The sequence below is a fragment of the Metasolibacillus fluoroglycofenilyticus genome (genome assembly GCF_003049645.1).
GTDB lineage: Bacteria > Bacillota > Bacilli > Bacillales_A > Planococcaceae > Metasolibacillus > Metasolibacillus fluoroglycofenilyticus.
Genome location: NZ_PYWK01000001.1, coordinates 2111271 through 2126227, shown reverse-complemented (window position 1 = coordinate 2126227; position 14957 = coordinate 2111271). Strand labels below are relative to the sequence as shown.

General features: G+C 39.5%; 13 protein-coding genes. 11 read left to right on the top strand and 2 right to left on the bottom strand.

The features are described 5' to 3' along the window. The first annotated feature begins 114 nt into the window (after positions 1 to 114). Positions 115 to 1422, top strand: a complete 1308-nt coding sequence (locus tag C9J36_RS09900; RefSeq protein WP_107942971.1) for a DRTGG domain-containing protein — start codon at positions 115 to 117, stop codon at positions 1420 to 1422. A gap of 213 nt (positions 1423 to 1635) precedes the next feature. Here the strand turns inward: C9J36_RS09900 and C9J36_RS09895 are convergent, their stop codons facing one another. Beyond that, positions 1636 to 1941: a YtpI family protein gene (locus tag C9J36_RS09895; protein ID WP_066162063.1), complete on the bottom strand. Its 306-nt coding sequence runs from the start codon at positions 1939 to 1941 to the stop codon at positions 1636 to 1638. Between the two features lie 93 nt (positions 1942 to 2034). On the opposite strand from C9J36_RS09895, the gene C9J36_RS09890 reads away from it, so the two are divergent. The 10 genes from C9J36_RS09890 to C9J36_RS09845 all read left to right on the top strand — a co-directional run bounded on the left by C9J36_RS09890 (position 2035) and on the right by C9J36_RS09845 (position 13782). Next, positions 2035 to 2976: a DHH family phosphoesterase gene (locus C9J36_RS09890; protein WP_107942970.1), complete on the top strand. Its 942-nt coding sequence runs from the start codon at positions 2035 to 2037 to the stop codon at positions 2974 to 2976. A 16-nt stretch (positions 2977 to 2992) separates the two neighbouring features. After that, positions 2993 to 6028, top strand: a complete 3036-nt coding sequence (gene dnaE / locus C9J36_RS09885) for a DNA polymerase III subunit alpha (RefSeq protein WP_107942969.1) — start codon at positions 2993 to 2995, stop codon at positions 6026 to 6028. Between the two features lie 277 nt (positions 6029 to 6305). After that, positions 6306 to 6941, top strand: a complete 636-nt coding sequence (locus C9J36_RS09880) for a FadR/GntR family transcriptional regulator (protein ID WP_066164317.1) — start codon at positions 6306 to 6308, stop codon at positions 6939 to 6941. Between the two features lie 12 nt (positions 6942 to 6953). Continuing rightward, positions 6954 to 7823, top strand: coding sequence for an acetyl-CoA carboxylase, carboxyltransferase subunit beta (accD, locus tag C9J36_RS09875; RefSeq protein WP_107942968.1), 870 nt, complete (start codon positions 6954 to 6956; stop codon positions 7821 to 7823). Beyond that, on the top strand, positions 7816 to 8772 hold the full coding sequence (gene accA / locus C9J36_RS09870) for an acetyl-CoA carboxylase carboxyl transferase subunit alpha (protein ID WP_107942967.1): 957 nt from the start codon (positions 7816 to 7818) through the stop codon (positions 8770 to 8772). The genes accD and accA overlap by 8 nt, the downstream gene beginning before the upstream one ends. A 264-nt stretch (positions 8773 to 9036) precedes the next feature. Further along, positions 9037 to 10110: a branched-chain amino acid aminotransferase gene (locus C9J36_RS09865; protein WP_107942966.1), complete on the top strand. Its 1074-nt coding sequence runs from the start codon at positions 9037 to 9039 to the stop codon at positions 10108 to 10110. Between the two features lie 161 nt (positions 10111 to 10271). Next, the gene (pfkA, locus tag C9J36_RS09860; protein ID WP_066162077.1) at positions 10272 to 11231 is read left to right on the top strand and encodes a 6-phosphofructokinase; all 960 of its coding nucleotides are present in this window, start codon (positions 10272 to 10274) and stop codon (positions 11229 to 11231) included. Between the two features lie 36 nt (positions 11232 to 11267). After that, complete coding sequence (locus C9J36_RS09855; RefSeq protein WP_107942965.1) at positions 11268 to 11450, top strand: hypothetical protein; 183 nt, start codon at positions 11268 to 11270, stop codon at positions 11448 to 11450. Between the two features lie 54 nt (positions 11451 to 11504). Further along, on the top strand, positions 11505 to 13265 hold the full coding sequence (gene pyk / locus C9J36_RS09850) for a pyruvate kinase (protein ID WP_066162082.1): 1761 nt from the start codon (positions 11505 to 11507) through the stop codon (positions 13263 to 13265). A 127-nt stretch (positions 13266 to 13392) separates the two neighbouring features. After that, the gene (locus C9J36_RS09845; protein WP_066162085.1) at positions 13393 to 13782 is read left to right on the top strand and encodes an FxsA family protein; all 390 of its coding nucleotides are present in this window, start codon (positions 13393 to 13395) and stop codon (positions 13780 to 13782) included. Here C9J36_RS09845 and C9J36_RS09840 read toward each other — a convergent pair. Further along, the gene (locus C9J36_RS09840) at positions 13766 to 14734 is read right to left on the bottom strand and encodes an AI-2E family transporter (protein WP_235616032.1); all 969 of its coding nucleotides are present in this window, start codon (positions 14732 to 14734) and stop codon (positions 13766 to 13768) included. The two genes, C9J36_RS09845 and C9J36_RS09840, sit on opposite strands and share 17 nt — an antisense overlap. Positions 14735 to 14957 lie beyond the last annotated feature (223 nt).

Below are 14957 nucleotides of genomic sequence, written 5' to 3'. Positions count from 1 at the left end.
TAGTAGTGTGTAAAAAATGATTGTTTGAGCAAATGAAATGCATTTTTGTTTTGTATGCAATATTAAGAAATATGATACACTAGGAGGTAGGAATGTAGGGAAATAGGTGATTGTATGTCAACAAAACATGAGAAGATTTTGCAGTATATTGAGTCGTTGCCTGTAGGGGAGAAAATTTCAGTTCGTCAAATTGCAAAGGAAATGCAGGTAAGTGAGGGGACTGCATATCGGGCTATTAAGGAGGCGGAAAATCGTCGTCTTGTCAGCTCGATTGAGCGCGTTGGAACGATTCGTATTGAAAAAAAGAAAAAAGAAAATATTGAGCGTTTGACATTTGCAGAAATTGTAAACATTGTAGATGGGCAAGTGCTAGGTGGTAAAACAGGATTACATAAAACACTGACAAAATTTGTGATTGGCGCGATGAAGCTCGATGATATGATGCGCTATACAGATGCGGGAAGCTTGCTGATTGTTGGTAACCGTATACAGGCACATGAGCATGCCTTGAATGCAGGGGCAGCTGTCTTAATTACAGGTGGCTTTGATACGACAGATACAAATAAACAATTGGCGAATGACTTGGAATTACCGATTATTTCAACGAGCTATGATACTTTTACAGTCGCAACGATGATTAACAGAGCCATTTATGACCAGCTTATTAAAAAAGATATTTTGCTTATCGAGGATATTTATGTGCCGATTGAAGAAACGGCTGTTTTACAAAATGACCAAACACTGCATGATTTTAGAGAGCAAAACAAGCGCACTACACATGGAGCCTTCCCTGTTGTGACAAGCCAACAAAAGCTTGTAGGAATGATAACGGTAAAGGATGTTATCGGCAAAGAAGATACGGAGTTAATCGAAAAGGTAATGACAAAAAACCCGATTGCTGGCTCTATGAAAACAAGTGTGGCCTCTGCAGGTCATCGCATGATTTGGGAAGGTATTGATTTATTACCTGTTATTAATGATGATGGTTCCTTGCAAGGGGTTATTAGTCGTCAGGATGTGCTAAAGGCATTGCAACTTGCACAACGTCAGCCGCATCAAGGCGAAACAATTGATGATTTAGTGAAAAATGAAATGAAGATGATTGATGATGAGGAGGTTGCGGTAGAATTTACTGTCACACCTCAAATGACGAATCAATTTGGTGGTATTTCCTACGGAGCGTTTACAACATTGCTTGCTGAAGCAGGCTCCTTCGCTTTGAAAAAGCGCAAGCGCGGTGAAGCCGTTACAGAAAATATGACGATTTATTTTATTAAGCCTGTACAAATGGAGAGTGTGCTTACAGTGAAGCCACGCATTTTAGATATGAGCCGGAAATTTGTTAAGATGGATTTTGAAGTATTTAGCGAAACGGTATTAGTAGGAAAAGCGATGATGACATTCCAGCTATTAGAGCGCTAGCATGACAGGCGGTCTTACGCTTATACTATAAAAGCGCAAGGCTGTTGGAAAAGTATATGCTTTCCGATAGCTCTAGCTTTTATATTTTTGCTGAAAAATTCCTCCTATGATTATCATAATAAATGCCACTATCTAGATGGCAAAGGGGTCGTCTAAAAATGACTTTTCAGACGACCCCTTGACATTGTTTTTTTGAGCATAAGAAAATGACTCTTATTGATTAAGCTCGTACTCTTCATGTACATATTTACCTTCATGACGAGCGCGTTTGTAATTATTATATGCTAAGCCTGCGCCTACTAGGACGAATACGACGGCAACACCATAACCAACGGCTGTTGGGTAAATGATTGTTGCGTTCAGTCCGAATGCGATAATAAAAACGCCGAGTGCAACACCGGCTTTTGCTGTATACCATTTTTTTCGTATCGGTAGTGTTGAACGAAATTGTTTTGTCTTATAATAAAAATAAAACACGAATGATACGACAATAAAGAAAACAAAAATTAAATTTAACATAGTGAACCTCCCGTAAAGCAAAGCTGTTACTATTGTACAAACTTTTTGAAGAAAATGCGAACGGATTTCACTTGAAATGAGGAGGAAAAACACTTGAAACGTCAAATCATCGACACAATTGAGCAGTACAATACAATTATTATACATCGGCATGTACGTCCTGACCCTGATGCGTATGGCTCACAGTTTGGCTTAAAGGAGCTACTGCAAGCAAATTATCCAGAGAAGGCAATATACGCTGTTGGAGAGCATGATCCATCGCTTACATTTTTAGCGATGCCAGATGAGGTAACAGATGGATTATTCGATGGCGCATTAGTGATTGTGACAGATACAGCCAATACGGAGCGTATTGATGATGGGCGCTATGCATCTGGCGATATGTTAATAAAAATTGACCACCATCCAAATGATGACCGATATGGCGATTTATTATGGGTTGATACAAGTGCAAGTTCTGCAAGTGAAATGATTTATGCTTTTTATGAAGAGGGGAGAAATTATAAAAATTGGATTTTCCCTGATGCAGCGGCACGTTTATTATTTGCCGGAATTGTGGGAGATACGGGGCGATTTTTATTTTCAAGCTCAACAGTTAAAACATTTGAAACAGCGGCACAGCTTATCCAATATGACTTTGACCGCAATGAAGTGTTCGATGGTATGTATGAAATGGAGCCGCATTTATTACAGCTACAGGGCTATTTTTATCAGTATTTTGAAATGGATGAGAATGGTGCAGCCTCAATAAAAATTACGAAGGATGTATTGGAGGAATATGGGGTGACACCATCCGAAACTTCATTATTAGTAGGTTCATTAGGTAATGTGAAGGGCATTTGCGCATGGGTAATCTTTATTGAAGAGGGCGATACGATTCGCGTGCGTTTACGTTCAAAAGGACCTGTTATTAATGAGCTGGCTAAAAAATACAACGGTGGGGGACATCCATTAGCATCGGGTGCTTCAGCATCTTCCTGGGAAGAGGCAGAGCGCATTATTTGGGATTTGCAGGCGCTTTGTAGGAATTATTAATGTAAGGGGGATGAAGATGGTAGTTTATCCACAAATAAGAACGAGCGCTGATTTATTAAAAAGTACAATAAAAATTGAAGCGCTTATCCCTTTTTTACAACAACAGAAGGCAGAGGCATGTGCTATCGTTAACTCGAGGCTCTATGGCCTTCTGCCTTTTTGGCACGAGATGAAAAAGGCTGGTATTCATCCAGTTGTCGGGTTAGTGGTGAATGTGCAATTTGCAGAGGAAATAAATTTGCCACTAATTTTATACGCGCAAAATAATATAGGCTACCGCCATCTTTTAAAAATTAGTAGCAGTGTGGCCATTCGAAAAGATGAAACATTGCCATTTCGTTGGTTAGCGGGCTATGCAGACGGCTGCATTGCGATTATTCCTGCATTGGCCGAGGAAGCAAGGTGGCTAGAGAATGATAACCGGCAACTGGCAGAGCAGCTAAAGCAGCTTTTTGCGGAGAGGCTTTTTATAGGTATTGAAAGACTAGAGGTAGCAGCCCCGAATGAGCAGGACGCTGTATTTTTAAGCGAGCAAATCGCTGTAAAGATAATGGCTATTCACGAAAGTACATTTATGACAAAGGATGACCATTTTGCCTATGAAATAGCACGAGCAATTGATACGGGTGTGAAAATGGGCTTAACCTTTAATTTGAAATTAAAGCATCGTTACGTACTAACTAAGGAGCAATGGCAGCAATTTTTTACCGACCGTCCAGAATGGCTCAGGCAAACAGAGCAGGTGCTCATGAGCTGTCATGTCACAATGGAGCAGCAAGCGACATTTATGCCGAAATTTCCCGTTGCAAGTGGGCAAACAGCAGAGGAATTACTGCGTGAGCGCGTATTAATTGGCTTACAGCACAGATTGCAAAGCGCGCAGTTGCCTGCTGCCTACGAGCAACGTATGCAGCATGAATTAGGCGTTATTTGTTCAATGGGCTATGCGGATTATTTTCTAATTGTCGAGGATTTTATGCGCTTTGCTAGAGAGCAGCAAATTTTAACTGGTCCAGGGCGAGGCTCTTCAGCTAGTTCACTTATTGCTTATGCGCTGCAAATTACACAGGTTGACCCACTGCAGTATGATTTATTATTTGAGCGTTTTTTAAATCCTGAGCGTGTGACACTACCTGATATTGATATTGACTTTGTTGATACGAAAAGACAAGAGGTTATTCAATATGTGGCTAATAAGTATGGGCAGCAACATGTGGCTCAAATTATTACGTTTGGTACATTGTCTGCTAAGGCGGTAGCGCGCGATGTGGCAAGAATGTTAGAGTTTGAACCAACAGAGCTTGAGAAAATTTCGAAAATGATTCCGAATAAGCCGGGGATTATGTTACAAGATGCTTATAATGAATCGCAAAGCTTACGCAATTGGATTGATGAGAAGCCAGAGCGCCAGCGTTGGTTCGCTACAGCGCAGAAATTAGAGGGATTGCCACGCAATGCTTCAACACATGCTGCAGGTGTTGTTTTAAGTCCCATCCCACTTGTAGAGTTAGTCCCAATCGAAGAAGGGCATGACCAAATATTTTTAACGCAATGGCCGATGCTTGAAGTTGAACAAGTAGGTTTATTAAAAATGGATTTTTTAGGCTTGCGTAATTTGACGATTTTAGAGCAAATACGTCGTTCTGTGCAATATACGCATGGCAAGGAAATAAAATTTGAGGATATTCCATTACAGGATCAGCGAACGTTTAAATTGCTGCAGGCAGGGGACACAGCAGGTATTTTCCAATTGGAGTCTGAAGGGATGCGTCAAGCATTAAGAGAAATAAAGCCAACGCATTTTTTAGATATTGTGGCAGTGAATGCTTTATATCGACCAGGTCCAATGGATTTTATTGCTACGTATGCACGGAGAAAGCATGGACAGGAGCAGGTGACGATGCCACACCCAGCGCTTGAGCCGGTATTAGGGGAAACATATGGGGTGCTTATTTATCAGGAGCAAATAATGCGAATTGCTCATATGATGGCTGGCTTCTCGATTGGTGAAGCGGATATTTTACGGCGTGCCATTAGTAAGAAAAATCGTCAAGCATTAGAGCGCGGGCGCGACCGTTTTATTATTGGTGCACAGCAAAAAGGTTATGAACCACAAGTTGCAAATGAAGTCTATGCATTAATCGTGCGCTTTGCTGATTATGGTTTTCCTAAAAGTCATGCTGTCGCCTATAGTTTAATCTCCTATCAAATGGCTTATTTAAAGGCACATTATCCTGTGAATTTTTATGCAGCGTTATTAACAAATGCAACAGGCAATACAGAGAAGCTTGTGCAAATTTTAATTGAAGCAAAAGCGAAGGGTATCACTATTTTACCGCCCTCTATTCAAAAAAGTGAACGCCATTTTAAGGTGGAAAATGGTCAAATTCGCTATAGCTTATCTGCGATTAAAAACGTGTCACAGCCTTTTTTAAAAAGCTTGATTGAAGTAAGAAATATGATGGATAGGCCATTTAAAGATTTATTTGATTTAGCGAGCTCGTTGTCAACTGCTGTGTTTCAGCAAAAGGCCATTGAGCCACTTATTAAGGCGGGGGCTTTAGATGATTTTAAATTGGATCGGGCTGTGCTCCTTGCTTCTATTGAGGCAGCTAGAAAGCATGTAGATTTTAATGTTGGTAAACCTAAATTAGCGGCGGTCCAGCCTTTAGAACAGCAACAAAAGTTGCAATATGAAAAAGAAGTGCTAGGTCTTTATTTATCTGAGCATCCGCTCACAAAATGGCGAGCAACAATTCAAGTCAATGCCACGACGTATAATTTGCATAAGCATAGAGATGGTCAGTACGTAAAAATACTTGGCATTATTGAAGAAATAAAGCAAATCCGTACAAAAAAAGGAGAGCTTATGGCATTTGTCGAGCTACAGGATGAATATGGCAGCATCTCTGCTACATTGTTCCCAAAGGAATTTACAGTAGTTCAGCAGCAGCTTGAAGTAAACCATATCGCCTATGTAGAGGGCGTACTTGAATTTAGATTCGGTAAACCGCAATTAAAAGTAAAACTTATGCGTATACAAGAAATATAATTACAGTGATGAAAACTGTGCGAGGTACAAATTTTTGTACTTTGCACAGTTTTTTCTTTACTTTTTGTTAAAACTTATGTATATTGGAAACGTACAAAAGTGGTCAGACCACTTTTGTATTAAACAGTGGAACTGTTAAAAATCGCACCTATAAGTAAAAAACGTGGGGAGTATGTGGATGACTGCTGCATGCTCTCTATAATTTGCAATGACTTTCTAAAATTTTACATAGTAAAAAAATTAGCCGTAAAAAGATGGAGGAGAAGTATTGACATTTATGAATGAAAATAAAAAAATGTTTATGCAAATTGTCAAAGAGCTTCGAGTGTTGATTCGTGAACAGCAGATCGAACCGGGCGATAAATTACCTTCAGAGCGCGTATTATCAGAGCAACTAGGCGTTGGGCGTTCTTCTGTACGAGAAGCGTTACGCAGTTTAGAGTTGCTTGGCTTAATTGAAACACGTCACGGGGGAGGGACGTTTTTAGCGTCGATTCACCATCATCAACTAATCGAAATACTCTCTTCTTTTATTTTACAAGAAACGAAATCAATCGAAGATGTCCATGCAACACGTGAAATGCATGAGCGGGAAGCAATTCGTATTATTTGTAGAAATGAATCTTTACGAACTTTACCAGTATGGGAAAGCTTGTTTATTAAAATTGAGCTACAGCAGGAGCTGATGCGAGAGGATATTTTACGGGAGTGTATTATCGCTTCTGCGAATCGTCTAGCATTAAAAATATGGCTTCAGCTTTTAGCCTATGGTTCGCAAACTTTCAAGCATCTTGTGACAGAGCGAGAAAAAAAGGCGCTTCAAATGTTTATTAAATCATTGCAAATGGGCTACATAAAAGGGGCCATTGAAGCATACGAAGAATGGATAGAAATTATTCAGGATGAATTATAAGGAGGATGTCTAGTGTCCATACGAGATATATTTTCAGTAAATAGAAAGAAACAAAAAGGCAGCTTTAGTACAACGAAGGAAAAGGATTTCCCGGAAGATTTAATGACAAAATGCCCCGAATGTCGCAAAATCCATGTGACAAAGGCGGTTGAACAAAATTTAAAAGTATGCCCAAATTGTCAACATCATTTAAAGCTTACAGCACAGGAACGTGCGGCAATCTTTTTAGACGAAGGCAGCTTCACATCATTTGACGACCACTTGCAAACAACAAACCCACTAGGCTTCCCAGCATATGTTGAGAAAATTGAAGTGGATAAAAAGAAGACAGGCTTGAATGAAGCTGTTTTAACAGGTGTTGGTACGTTAAAAGGTGAAAAGGTTGTTGTGGCGATTATGGATTCCCATTTCCGCATGGGGTCGATGGGCTCCGTAGTTGGTGAAAAAATTACACGTGCAATTGAAAAGGCGACAGAGTTACAGGTACCATTTATTATTTTCACTGCTAGTGGTGGTGCACGTATGCAAGAGGGTGTTTTATCTTTAATGCAAATGGCTAAAACTAGTGTTGCATTAAGCCGTCATAGTGAAATGGGTTTATTGTATATTTCAATTTTGACACACCCAACAACAGGTGGTGTATCGGCAAGTTTTGCTTCAGTAGGAGATTTCAATATTGCGGAGCCACAAGCGCTAATTGGCTTTGCAGGTCGACGTGTGATTGAGCAAACAGTACGCGAAAAATTGCCAGATGACTTCCAAACGGCTGAGTTTTTATTAGCACACGGACAATTAGATGCTATTTTCCATCGCCATGAAATGCGTGATAAAGTAGCGACAATTGTCAAGTTACATCGTAAGGGGGAAACGGCACATGTCTAAAATTATGCCATTTGAAGAGCCTGTTATTAAACTACGAGAAAAAATTGATGAATTAAAACATATTGCACAAGATGCAGATGTAGATATGAGCGGTGAAATCGAGAAGCTAGAAGTACGCCTCGAGCAATTAGAAAAATCTATTTATTCGAATATGGCGCCGTGGGATCGTGTACAAGTCGCGCGACATCCTGAGCGTCCTACGACATTAGCTTATATCGATGCTATTTTCGAGGATTTTATTGAGTTGCATGGTGACCGTTTATTTGGAGATGATGAGGCAATCGTTGGCGGAATCGCATCGTTTAATGGGCAGCCAATTACGATTATTGGGCATCAACGCGGAAAGACGACAAAGGAAAATATTCGACGTAACTTTGGTATGCCGCATCCTGAAGGTTACCGAAAAGCGTTGCGCTTAATGAAGCAGGCGGAGAAATTCAAACGCCCTATTATTTGCTTTATTGATACAAAGGGCGCATATCCTGGTAAGGCTGCTGAGGAGCGTGGTCAGAGTGAGGCAATTGCACGTAATTTAATTGAGATGGCAGGTTTAAAAGTACCTGTTATTAGCATTGTGATTGGTGAAGGAGGAAGTGGTGGAGCGTTAGCGTTAGGTGTGGCAAATCGTATTTTAATGCTTGAAAATTCCACATACTCCGTTATTTCGCCAGAGGGAGCAGCGTCTATTTTATGGAAGGATGCGAGCTTAGCAAAACAGGCAGCAGAAGCAATGAAAATTACAGCACCAGACTTAATGGACATGAAGATTATCGATGCTATTATTCCTGAGGTAGCAGGTGGCGCACATCGAGATGTTGTGAAGCAAGCAAGCGCAATGAGGGAGCATTTAACAACTACTCTTGAGGAATTAACAGTATTAAATGCAGAGGAACTTGTGCAGGACCGCTATGAAAAATTCAAAGCGATTGGTCAATTTATTGAAAATTAATGAATAATCTGAATTTATAGCATACAACATTGTAAAAGCGTGTTAGGATAGACATATACTTATTTTGATTCAGCGGGATGAAGTATACGCACTGAAACAAAATAAAACCTCTGGTGAATCGTGCAGATTTTGACATGTAGTTATACGAAGTATGTCAATTAACAATTGGCATGTCTAGTAGCGATTGAAGATTAAATCGTTTGAAAAAATCTAAACGAGAGCAGACCGAGGTGCAATCGATTTTATGGAACAGGGGATAGCAATATGTCGTCAACGAACACAATTACAACACAACTAACTTTAACACCGAAACAAAAGCCTACTGCTGAACAACGAGGCTTCGGTAAATATTTTACTGACCACATGTTTATGATGGATTATACGCTTGGGCAAGGATGGCATAATGCACGTATCATTCCGTATCAGCCAATTTCACTTGACCCGTCTGCAATGATTTTCCATTATGGACAATCTGTATTTGAGGGCATGAAGGCTTATAAAACGGCTGATGGTGACATTCAATTATTCAGACCAGAGCGCAATTTTAAGCGTTTAAATGCTTCGAATGAACGCTTATGTATTCCGACGATTGATGAACAATTTGCCCTTGAAGCGTTAAAGCAACTGCTTGCGATTGACAGAGAGTGGGTGCCGAGTGAGCCGGGGGCATCGCTTTATATTCGACCGTATATTTTTGCATCGGAGCCGTTTTTAGGCGTTGCACCAGCTAAAAACTATCATTTCATTATTATTATGTCTCCAGTTGGGGCCTACTATAGTGAAGGTATTAATCCAGTGAAAATTGTAGTTGAGAAGCAATATGTTCGCGCTGTAGTAGGTGGCACGGGTGAAGCGAAAACAGGTGGTAACTACGCAAGCGGCTTAAAGGCGCAGGAGCTTGCAAGCGAGGAAGGATACTCGCAAATTTTATGGTTAGATGGTAAGGAAAACCGCTATATTGAAGAAGTAGGGAGTATGAATATTTTCTTCAAAATTAATGGAAAAGTGATTACGCCAGCTTTGAATGGCAGCATTTTACCAGGGATTACGCGGGACTCCATGCTACATTTATTAAAATCAAATAATTTTGATGTTGAAGAGCGTCGTATTACAATTGATGAGATTGTGCAGGCATTTGAAGAAGGTACTTTAGAAGAGGCTTTCGGCACAGGAACGGCTGCGGTTATTTCGCCTATCGGGCAATTAAAATGGCAAGATATGAAGCTCACTGTCAATGATGGGCAAATCGGTGAAGTAACAAAAATGCTTTATGATACGTTAACAGGTATTCAAAACGGCACAGTAGAAGATAAATTCGACTGGATTGTAAAGCTATAATGACAAATGATGTTTAAAGCGCAGGCTGTTCAGAAATAATATATTCTGAACAGCTATTATTATTATTTTTTTGTAAAATAGTATATATAAAGGCGTTGAAAGCTTACATAAGAACTATATTCATGATAATGTGGTAGTAGGTGAGTAGAGGAGGGATTTTTGTGAAAAAAATAGCTGTTTTAACAAGTGGAGGAGATGCGCCAGGGATGAATGCTGCCATTCGTGCCGTTGTCCGAAAGGCGCATTATCATAAAATAGATGTAGTAGGTGTTTACTACGGCTATGAAGGGCTTTATAATGGTAATTTCGAGCCGCTTGATTTAGGCTCGGTAGGTGGCATCATTCAACGTGGTGGCACAATGCTTTACTCGGCTCGTTTTCCTGAATTTAAAGAGGATGACATGCAAAATAAAGCAATTGAGCATTTACGTGCTGAAGGGATTGAAGGTTTAGTTGTAATCGGTGGTGACGGTTCATATCGTGGTGCAATGAGCTTAACTGATAAAGGTTTTCCGTGCGTAGGCATTCCTGGAACGATTGATAATGATATACCTGGTACAGAGTACACAATTGGCTTTGACACAGCACTTAATACAGCGGTTGAAGCAATTGATAAAATTCGTGACACAGCGACAAGTCATGAAAATACATTTATTGTGGAAGTAATGGGACGTAATGCGGGTGATATAGCCCTTTGGACAGGCTTGGCAGCTGGGGCAGAATCCGTGCTTATTCCTGAGGAAGAGTTTAATCTTGAAGATATTATTGCGCGTTTAGAGCGAAGTGCTGCTCGTGGTAAACGCCATAGTATTATAATTGTTGCAGAAGGTGTAATGCCTGGACATAAGCTAGGTAAAATTTTAGAGCAGCGAACAGGTGTACAAATTCGCGTGTCGGTGCTAGGTCATATGCAAAGAGGTGGTGCACCATCTGCTCGTGACCGTGTATTAGCTGGAAGGCTTGGAGCGAGAGCGGTAGAGCTTCTTCTAGAGGAAAAAGGAGGACGCGCTGTAGGCATCCGAAACCACGCTATCGTGGATTATGATTTAAAAGAGGCATATGAAAATAAACATATGGCGGATGTAAGCCTGTACACATTATCAAAGGAATTATCGATTTAATTTCTTTGCAAGTCCCCCACCTCTACAGATGGTGAGATGAATGTAAGTATTTTGCTGATTTCGGCGGGTGTCCTAATACTTGCTGATAAGAAGGAACTCAGTCTAAGTACGCCACTACATGCGCGCAACGACTGGGTGACCATCATCATGTTGGTCAAAGCTTCGGCGGATGTCATAGATTTAGAAGAGGAGTTTTCAGGCAAGCTTGAAAAAATCTAGACGCACTTACGCCGAGGTGTAAGTGATTATTAAATAAATGGAGAGAGTGAACTTATGAGAAAAACAAAAATAGTATGTACGATTGGACCGGCAAGTGAATCTCCAGAAATGTTAGAAAAGTTAATTGAAGCAGGTATGAACGTTGCGCGCTTGAACTTTTCACATGGCACGCATGAAGAACATGCTGTGCGTATTGCGGCAATTCGTGATGCGGCTGAAAATGTAGGGAAGCCTATCGGAATTTTATTAGATACAAAAGGACCAGAAATTCGTACACATACGATGGAAAATGGTGAGCTACATTTAGTGACAGGTCAAGTAATCGATATTTCAATGACAGAGGTTGTTGGAACAGCAACTAGCTTTTCTGTTACATATGCAGAATTAATCGATGATGTAAACCAAAATGATATTATTTTATTAGATGATGGTTTGATTGAGCTACGTGTATTAGCTAAAGATACTGAAAAAGGTTTAATCCATACGATTGTGGAAAACGCAGGGGTATTAAAAAATAAAAAAGGTGTTAACGTTCCGGGCGTATCGATTAAGCTACCAGGTATTACAGAAAAGGATGCACAAGATATTTTATTCGGTATTGAGCAAGGCATCGATTTTATTGCAGCGTCCTTTGTACGTACAGCAAGTGATGTGTTGGAAATTCGCGAGCTACTAGAGCAAAATAACGGCGGGCATATTCAAATTATCCCTAAAATTGAAAACCAAGAGGGCGTGGATAATATCGATGAAATTATCCAAGTGTCGGACGGTTTAATGGTTGCACGTGGGGATTTAGGTGTTGAAATCCCTGCTGAGGAAGTGCCGTTAGTACAAAAATCGCTCATTTTAAAATGTAATCAAGCAGCAAAGCCTGTTATTACGGCAACACAAATGTTAGATTCTATGCAGCGTAATCCACGTCCAACGCGTGCTGAGGCAAGTGATGTGGCTAATGCCATCATCGATGGTACAGACGCTATCATGCTTTCTGGTGAAACAGCAGCGGGGCTTTACCCATTGGAATCTGTACAAACGATGAATAAAATTGCAGAGCGAACAGAGCAATCATTAGATTATCGCTCAATTGTTGCGATGCGCAGTCGTGAAAAAGAAGCAAATATGACAGAGGCAATTTCGCAAGCGGTAGCTTATACGTCAATTAATTTAGGCGTAAAGGCAGTGTTAGCACCAACAGAAAGTGGAAATACTGCAAAAATGATTGCTAAATACCGCCCAGGTGTACCAATTGTAGCGGTGACTGGCTCTAAAAATTCTGCACAGCTTTTAACATTGGTATGGGGTGTAAACCCAATTTTATGTCAACGTGTAAAAACAACAGACGAAATTTTAGAGCTATCTGTTGATGAATCATTAAAGCATGGCTTTGTTGACCACGGTGATGTTGTTGTTATTACAGCAGGTGTACCTGTTGGAGAAGCTGGTACAACTAATTTAATGAAAGTGCATGTTATCGGTGACTTACTTGCACGTGGTCAAGGTGTTGGTAAAGCATCCGTAGTAGGAAGAGCAGTAGTTGCGAGTAATGCAGCAGAGGCATTAGCATATGATACCGAGGGAGCCATTTTAGTAACAATTGGCACAGACCGCGAAATGATGCCTGCTATAGAAAAATGCGCGGGTATTATTACTGAGGAGGGCGGCTTAACAAGCCATGCGGCAGTTGTAGGTCTAAGCCTTGGAATTCCTGTTATTGTAGGCGTAAAAGATGCACTTGAATTGATTCGCCAAGGGCAAGAAATTACGATGGACGCTGAAACGGGTGTTATTTATAAAGGACACGCAAGCGTTTTATAAAAAAAGGGCTGTTTAGGAAGTCGGATTGTCATCTGACTTTCTAGCAGCCCTTGTCTTTTTTACGCAAGCACTGATGAAACTTTTTTATTAATAGTTCGTATTAAATATATAAGTAGGAGGTGCTCGTATGCAAAAATTATTGCTTATGCTGATTGCGCTAAGCTTTGCAGAAATTGCGACATTTATTATTGTTGGTAAGCTACTTGGCGTCTTTGTAACATTGCTATTAGTTGTCGCAACAAGTGCAATCGGTGCTTTCATTTTGAAAAATAAAGGACTTGCTTCCTTCCAGTCAATTCAACAGAGCATGGCGCAGGGAAAGCCACCTGGCGTAGCGATGGTAGAGGCATTTGCACTATTTATTAGCGGAGTATTATTATTATTGCCGGGCTTTTTAACAGATATTATCGGATTAGTATTGCTGATGCCGTTTTCGAGAAATTTAATGAAGCCGCTTATTTTTAATTGGGTACGAAAAAAAATGAAGAGCACTCAAATTATTATCGAGCAAAAATAGATTTTTCGCGCATTTTTACTGCAATTAGCAAGAAAAACGGACTGAGCAGAATACCATATACACCGAATAATAAAATAGAGGCAGCACTAATTACGAAGGAATGCACCATGCGCAATTGAAATGTTGATGCCCAAACGATGGATTCTACAAGCTGCCTCGATAATTGAATGAAAAGGTAGAGTGCGATGAGTGCAATAGACAGCCACTTTTGTCCAATAATAAAAAAGTAAATGATTAATGGAATAAGAAAAATGCCGATGCCGAAAAACGGTAATGCGTCAGCAAAGGATATTAATAATGCTTTACTAATCGGATTTTCAAAGCGTAACAAGTAAAATCCAACACTTAATAAAACGAAAGTCATTATAAAAAGTTGGAGTGATACGAATAAAAAATAAGAAAAAATATGAAGAGCGCGTTTGAAGTAATGCTGCCACTCAGTGCGATATTTTTTCGGTACATAAATAAAAAACCATAAGCGATTTTTCCTTGACTCGAACAAGGAAAAATAAAAGACAATAAGAAATATGAAAAATTCAAATAAATAGCCAAAAGTATGCTGAGCAATGCTAACGAGCGTCATCATTATTGAATCAATAAAAGAAAATGATTTTTCAAGCAATAGTGGGAAAAATAATAAATCAGCATATTGTTCTGAAAAAGCATCTAAATGCATTTTAAAATAAGGAATGAGTGTTAATAAGCTTTGGAATAGAATAGCAGATACTTGATAAACAATGACTAAACATAAGACTGTCGTTAAAGTGATACTAATGATAATCGGAAGGTGAAATTTCTTATAAAAAAGTTGGACAACTGGATACAGCAAGTAAGCGCAGAGCAGGGCAAGAGAAATTGGTAATAGAAGAAATGACAGTAATAAATAACTAGCAATAATGAGATATTTTATTATGCTTTCAACTGTTAAAAACTTCAAATGAGCATTGTGCACTATTCCACCTCTTAATATAATTTTATCAAAAATTATTTTAACAAGACCGTTGATTGAACAAATATTAGGCATATTTGTGTATTTTTAATTATCAACACCCATGTCATCTTAATTAAATAGAAAATTCTGACTTCCACTATATCACTAGTATATTTAAAATAATTAGCCTAGAATTTATTGAAATATAATTGGTGTAATTTTTTTCTCCTTTAATGATTATTTT

Excerpts from the sequence above, each read along its gene's own strand:
- C9J36_RS09900 (WP_107942971.1), top strand. The coding sequence starts at position 115 with ATGTCAACAAAACATGAGAAGATTTTGCAGTATATTGAGTCGTTGCCT.
- C9J36_RS09895 (WP_066162063.1), bottom strand. The coding sequence starts at position 1,941 with ATGTTAAATTTAATTTTTGTTTTCTTTATTGTCGTATCATTCGTGTTT.
- dnaE (WP_107942969.1), top strand. The coding sequence starts at position 2,993 with ATGGTAGTTTATCCACAAATAAGAACGAGCGCTGATTTATTAAAAAGT.
- C9J36_RS09880 (WP_066164317.1), top strand. The coding sequence starts at position 6,306 with ATGAATGAAAATAAAAAAATGTTTATGCAAATTGTCAAAGAGCTTCGA.
- accA (WP_107942967.1), top strand. The coding sequence starts at position 7,816 with ATGTCTAAAATTATGCCATTTGAAGAGCCTGTTATTAAACTACGAGAA.
- C9J36_RS09865 (WP_107942966.1), top strand. The coding sequence starts at position 9,037 with ATGTCGTCAACGAACACAATTACAACACAACTAACTTTAACACCGAAA.
- C9J36_RS09855 (WP_107942965.1), top strand. The coding sequence starts at position 11,268 with ATGAATGTAAGTATTTTGCTGATTTCGGCGGGTGTCCTAATACTTGCT.
- pyk (WP_066162082.1), top strand. The coding sequence starts at position 11,505 with ATGAGAAAAACAAAAATAGTATGTACGATTGGACCGGCAAGTGAATCT.
- C9J36_RS09845 (WP_066162085.1), top strand. The coding sequence starts at position 13,393 with ATGCAAAAATTATTGCTTATGCTGATTGCGCTAAGCTTTGCAGAAATT.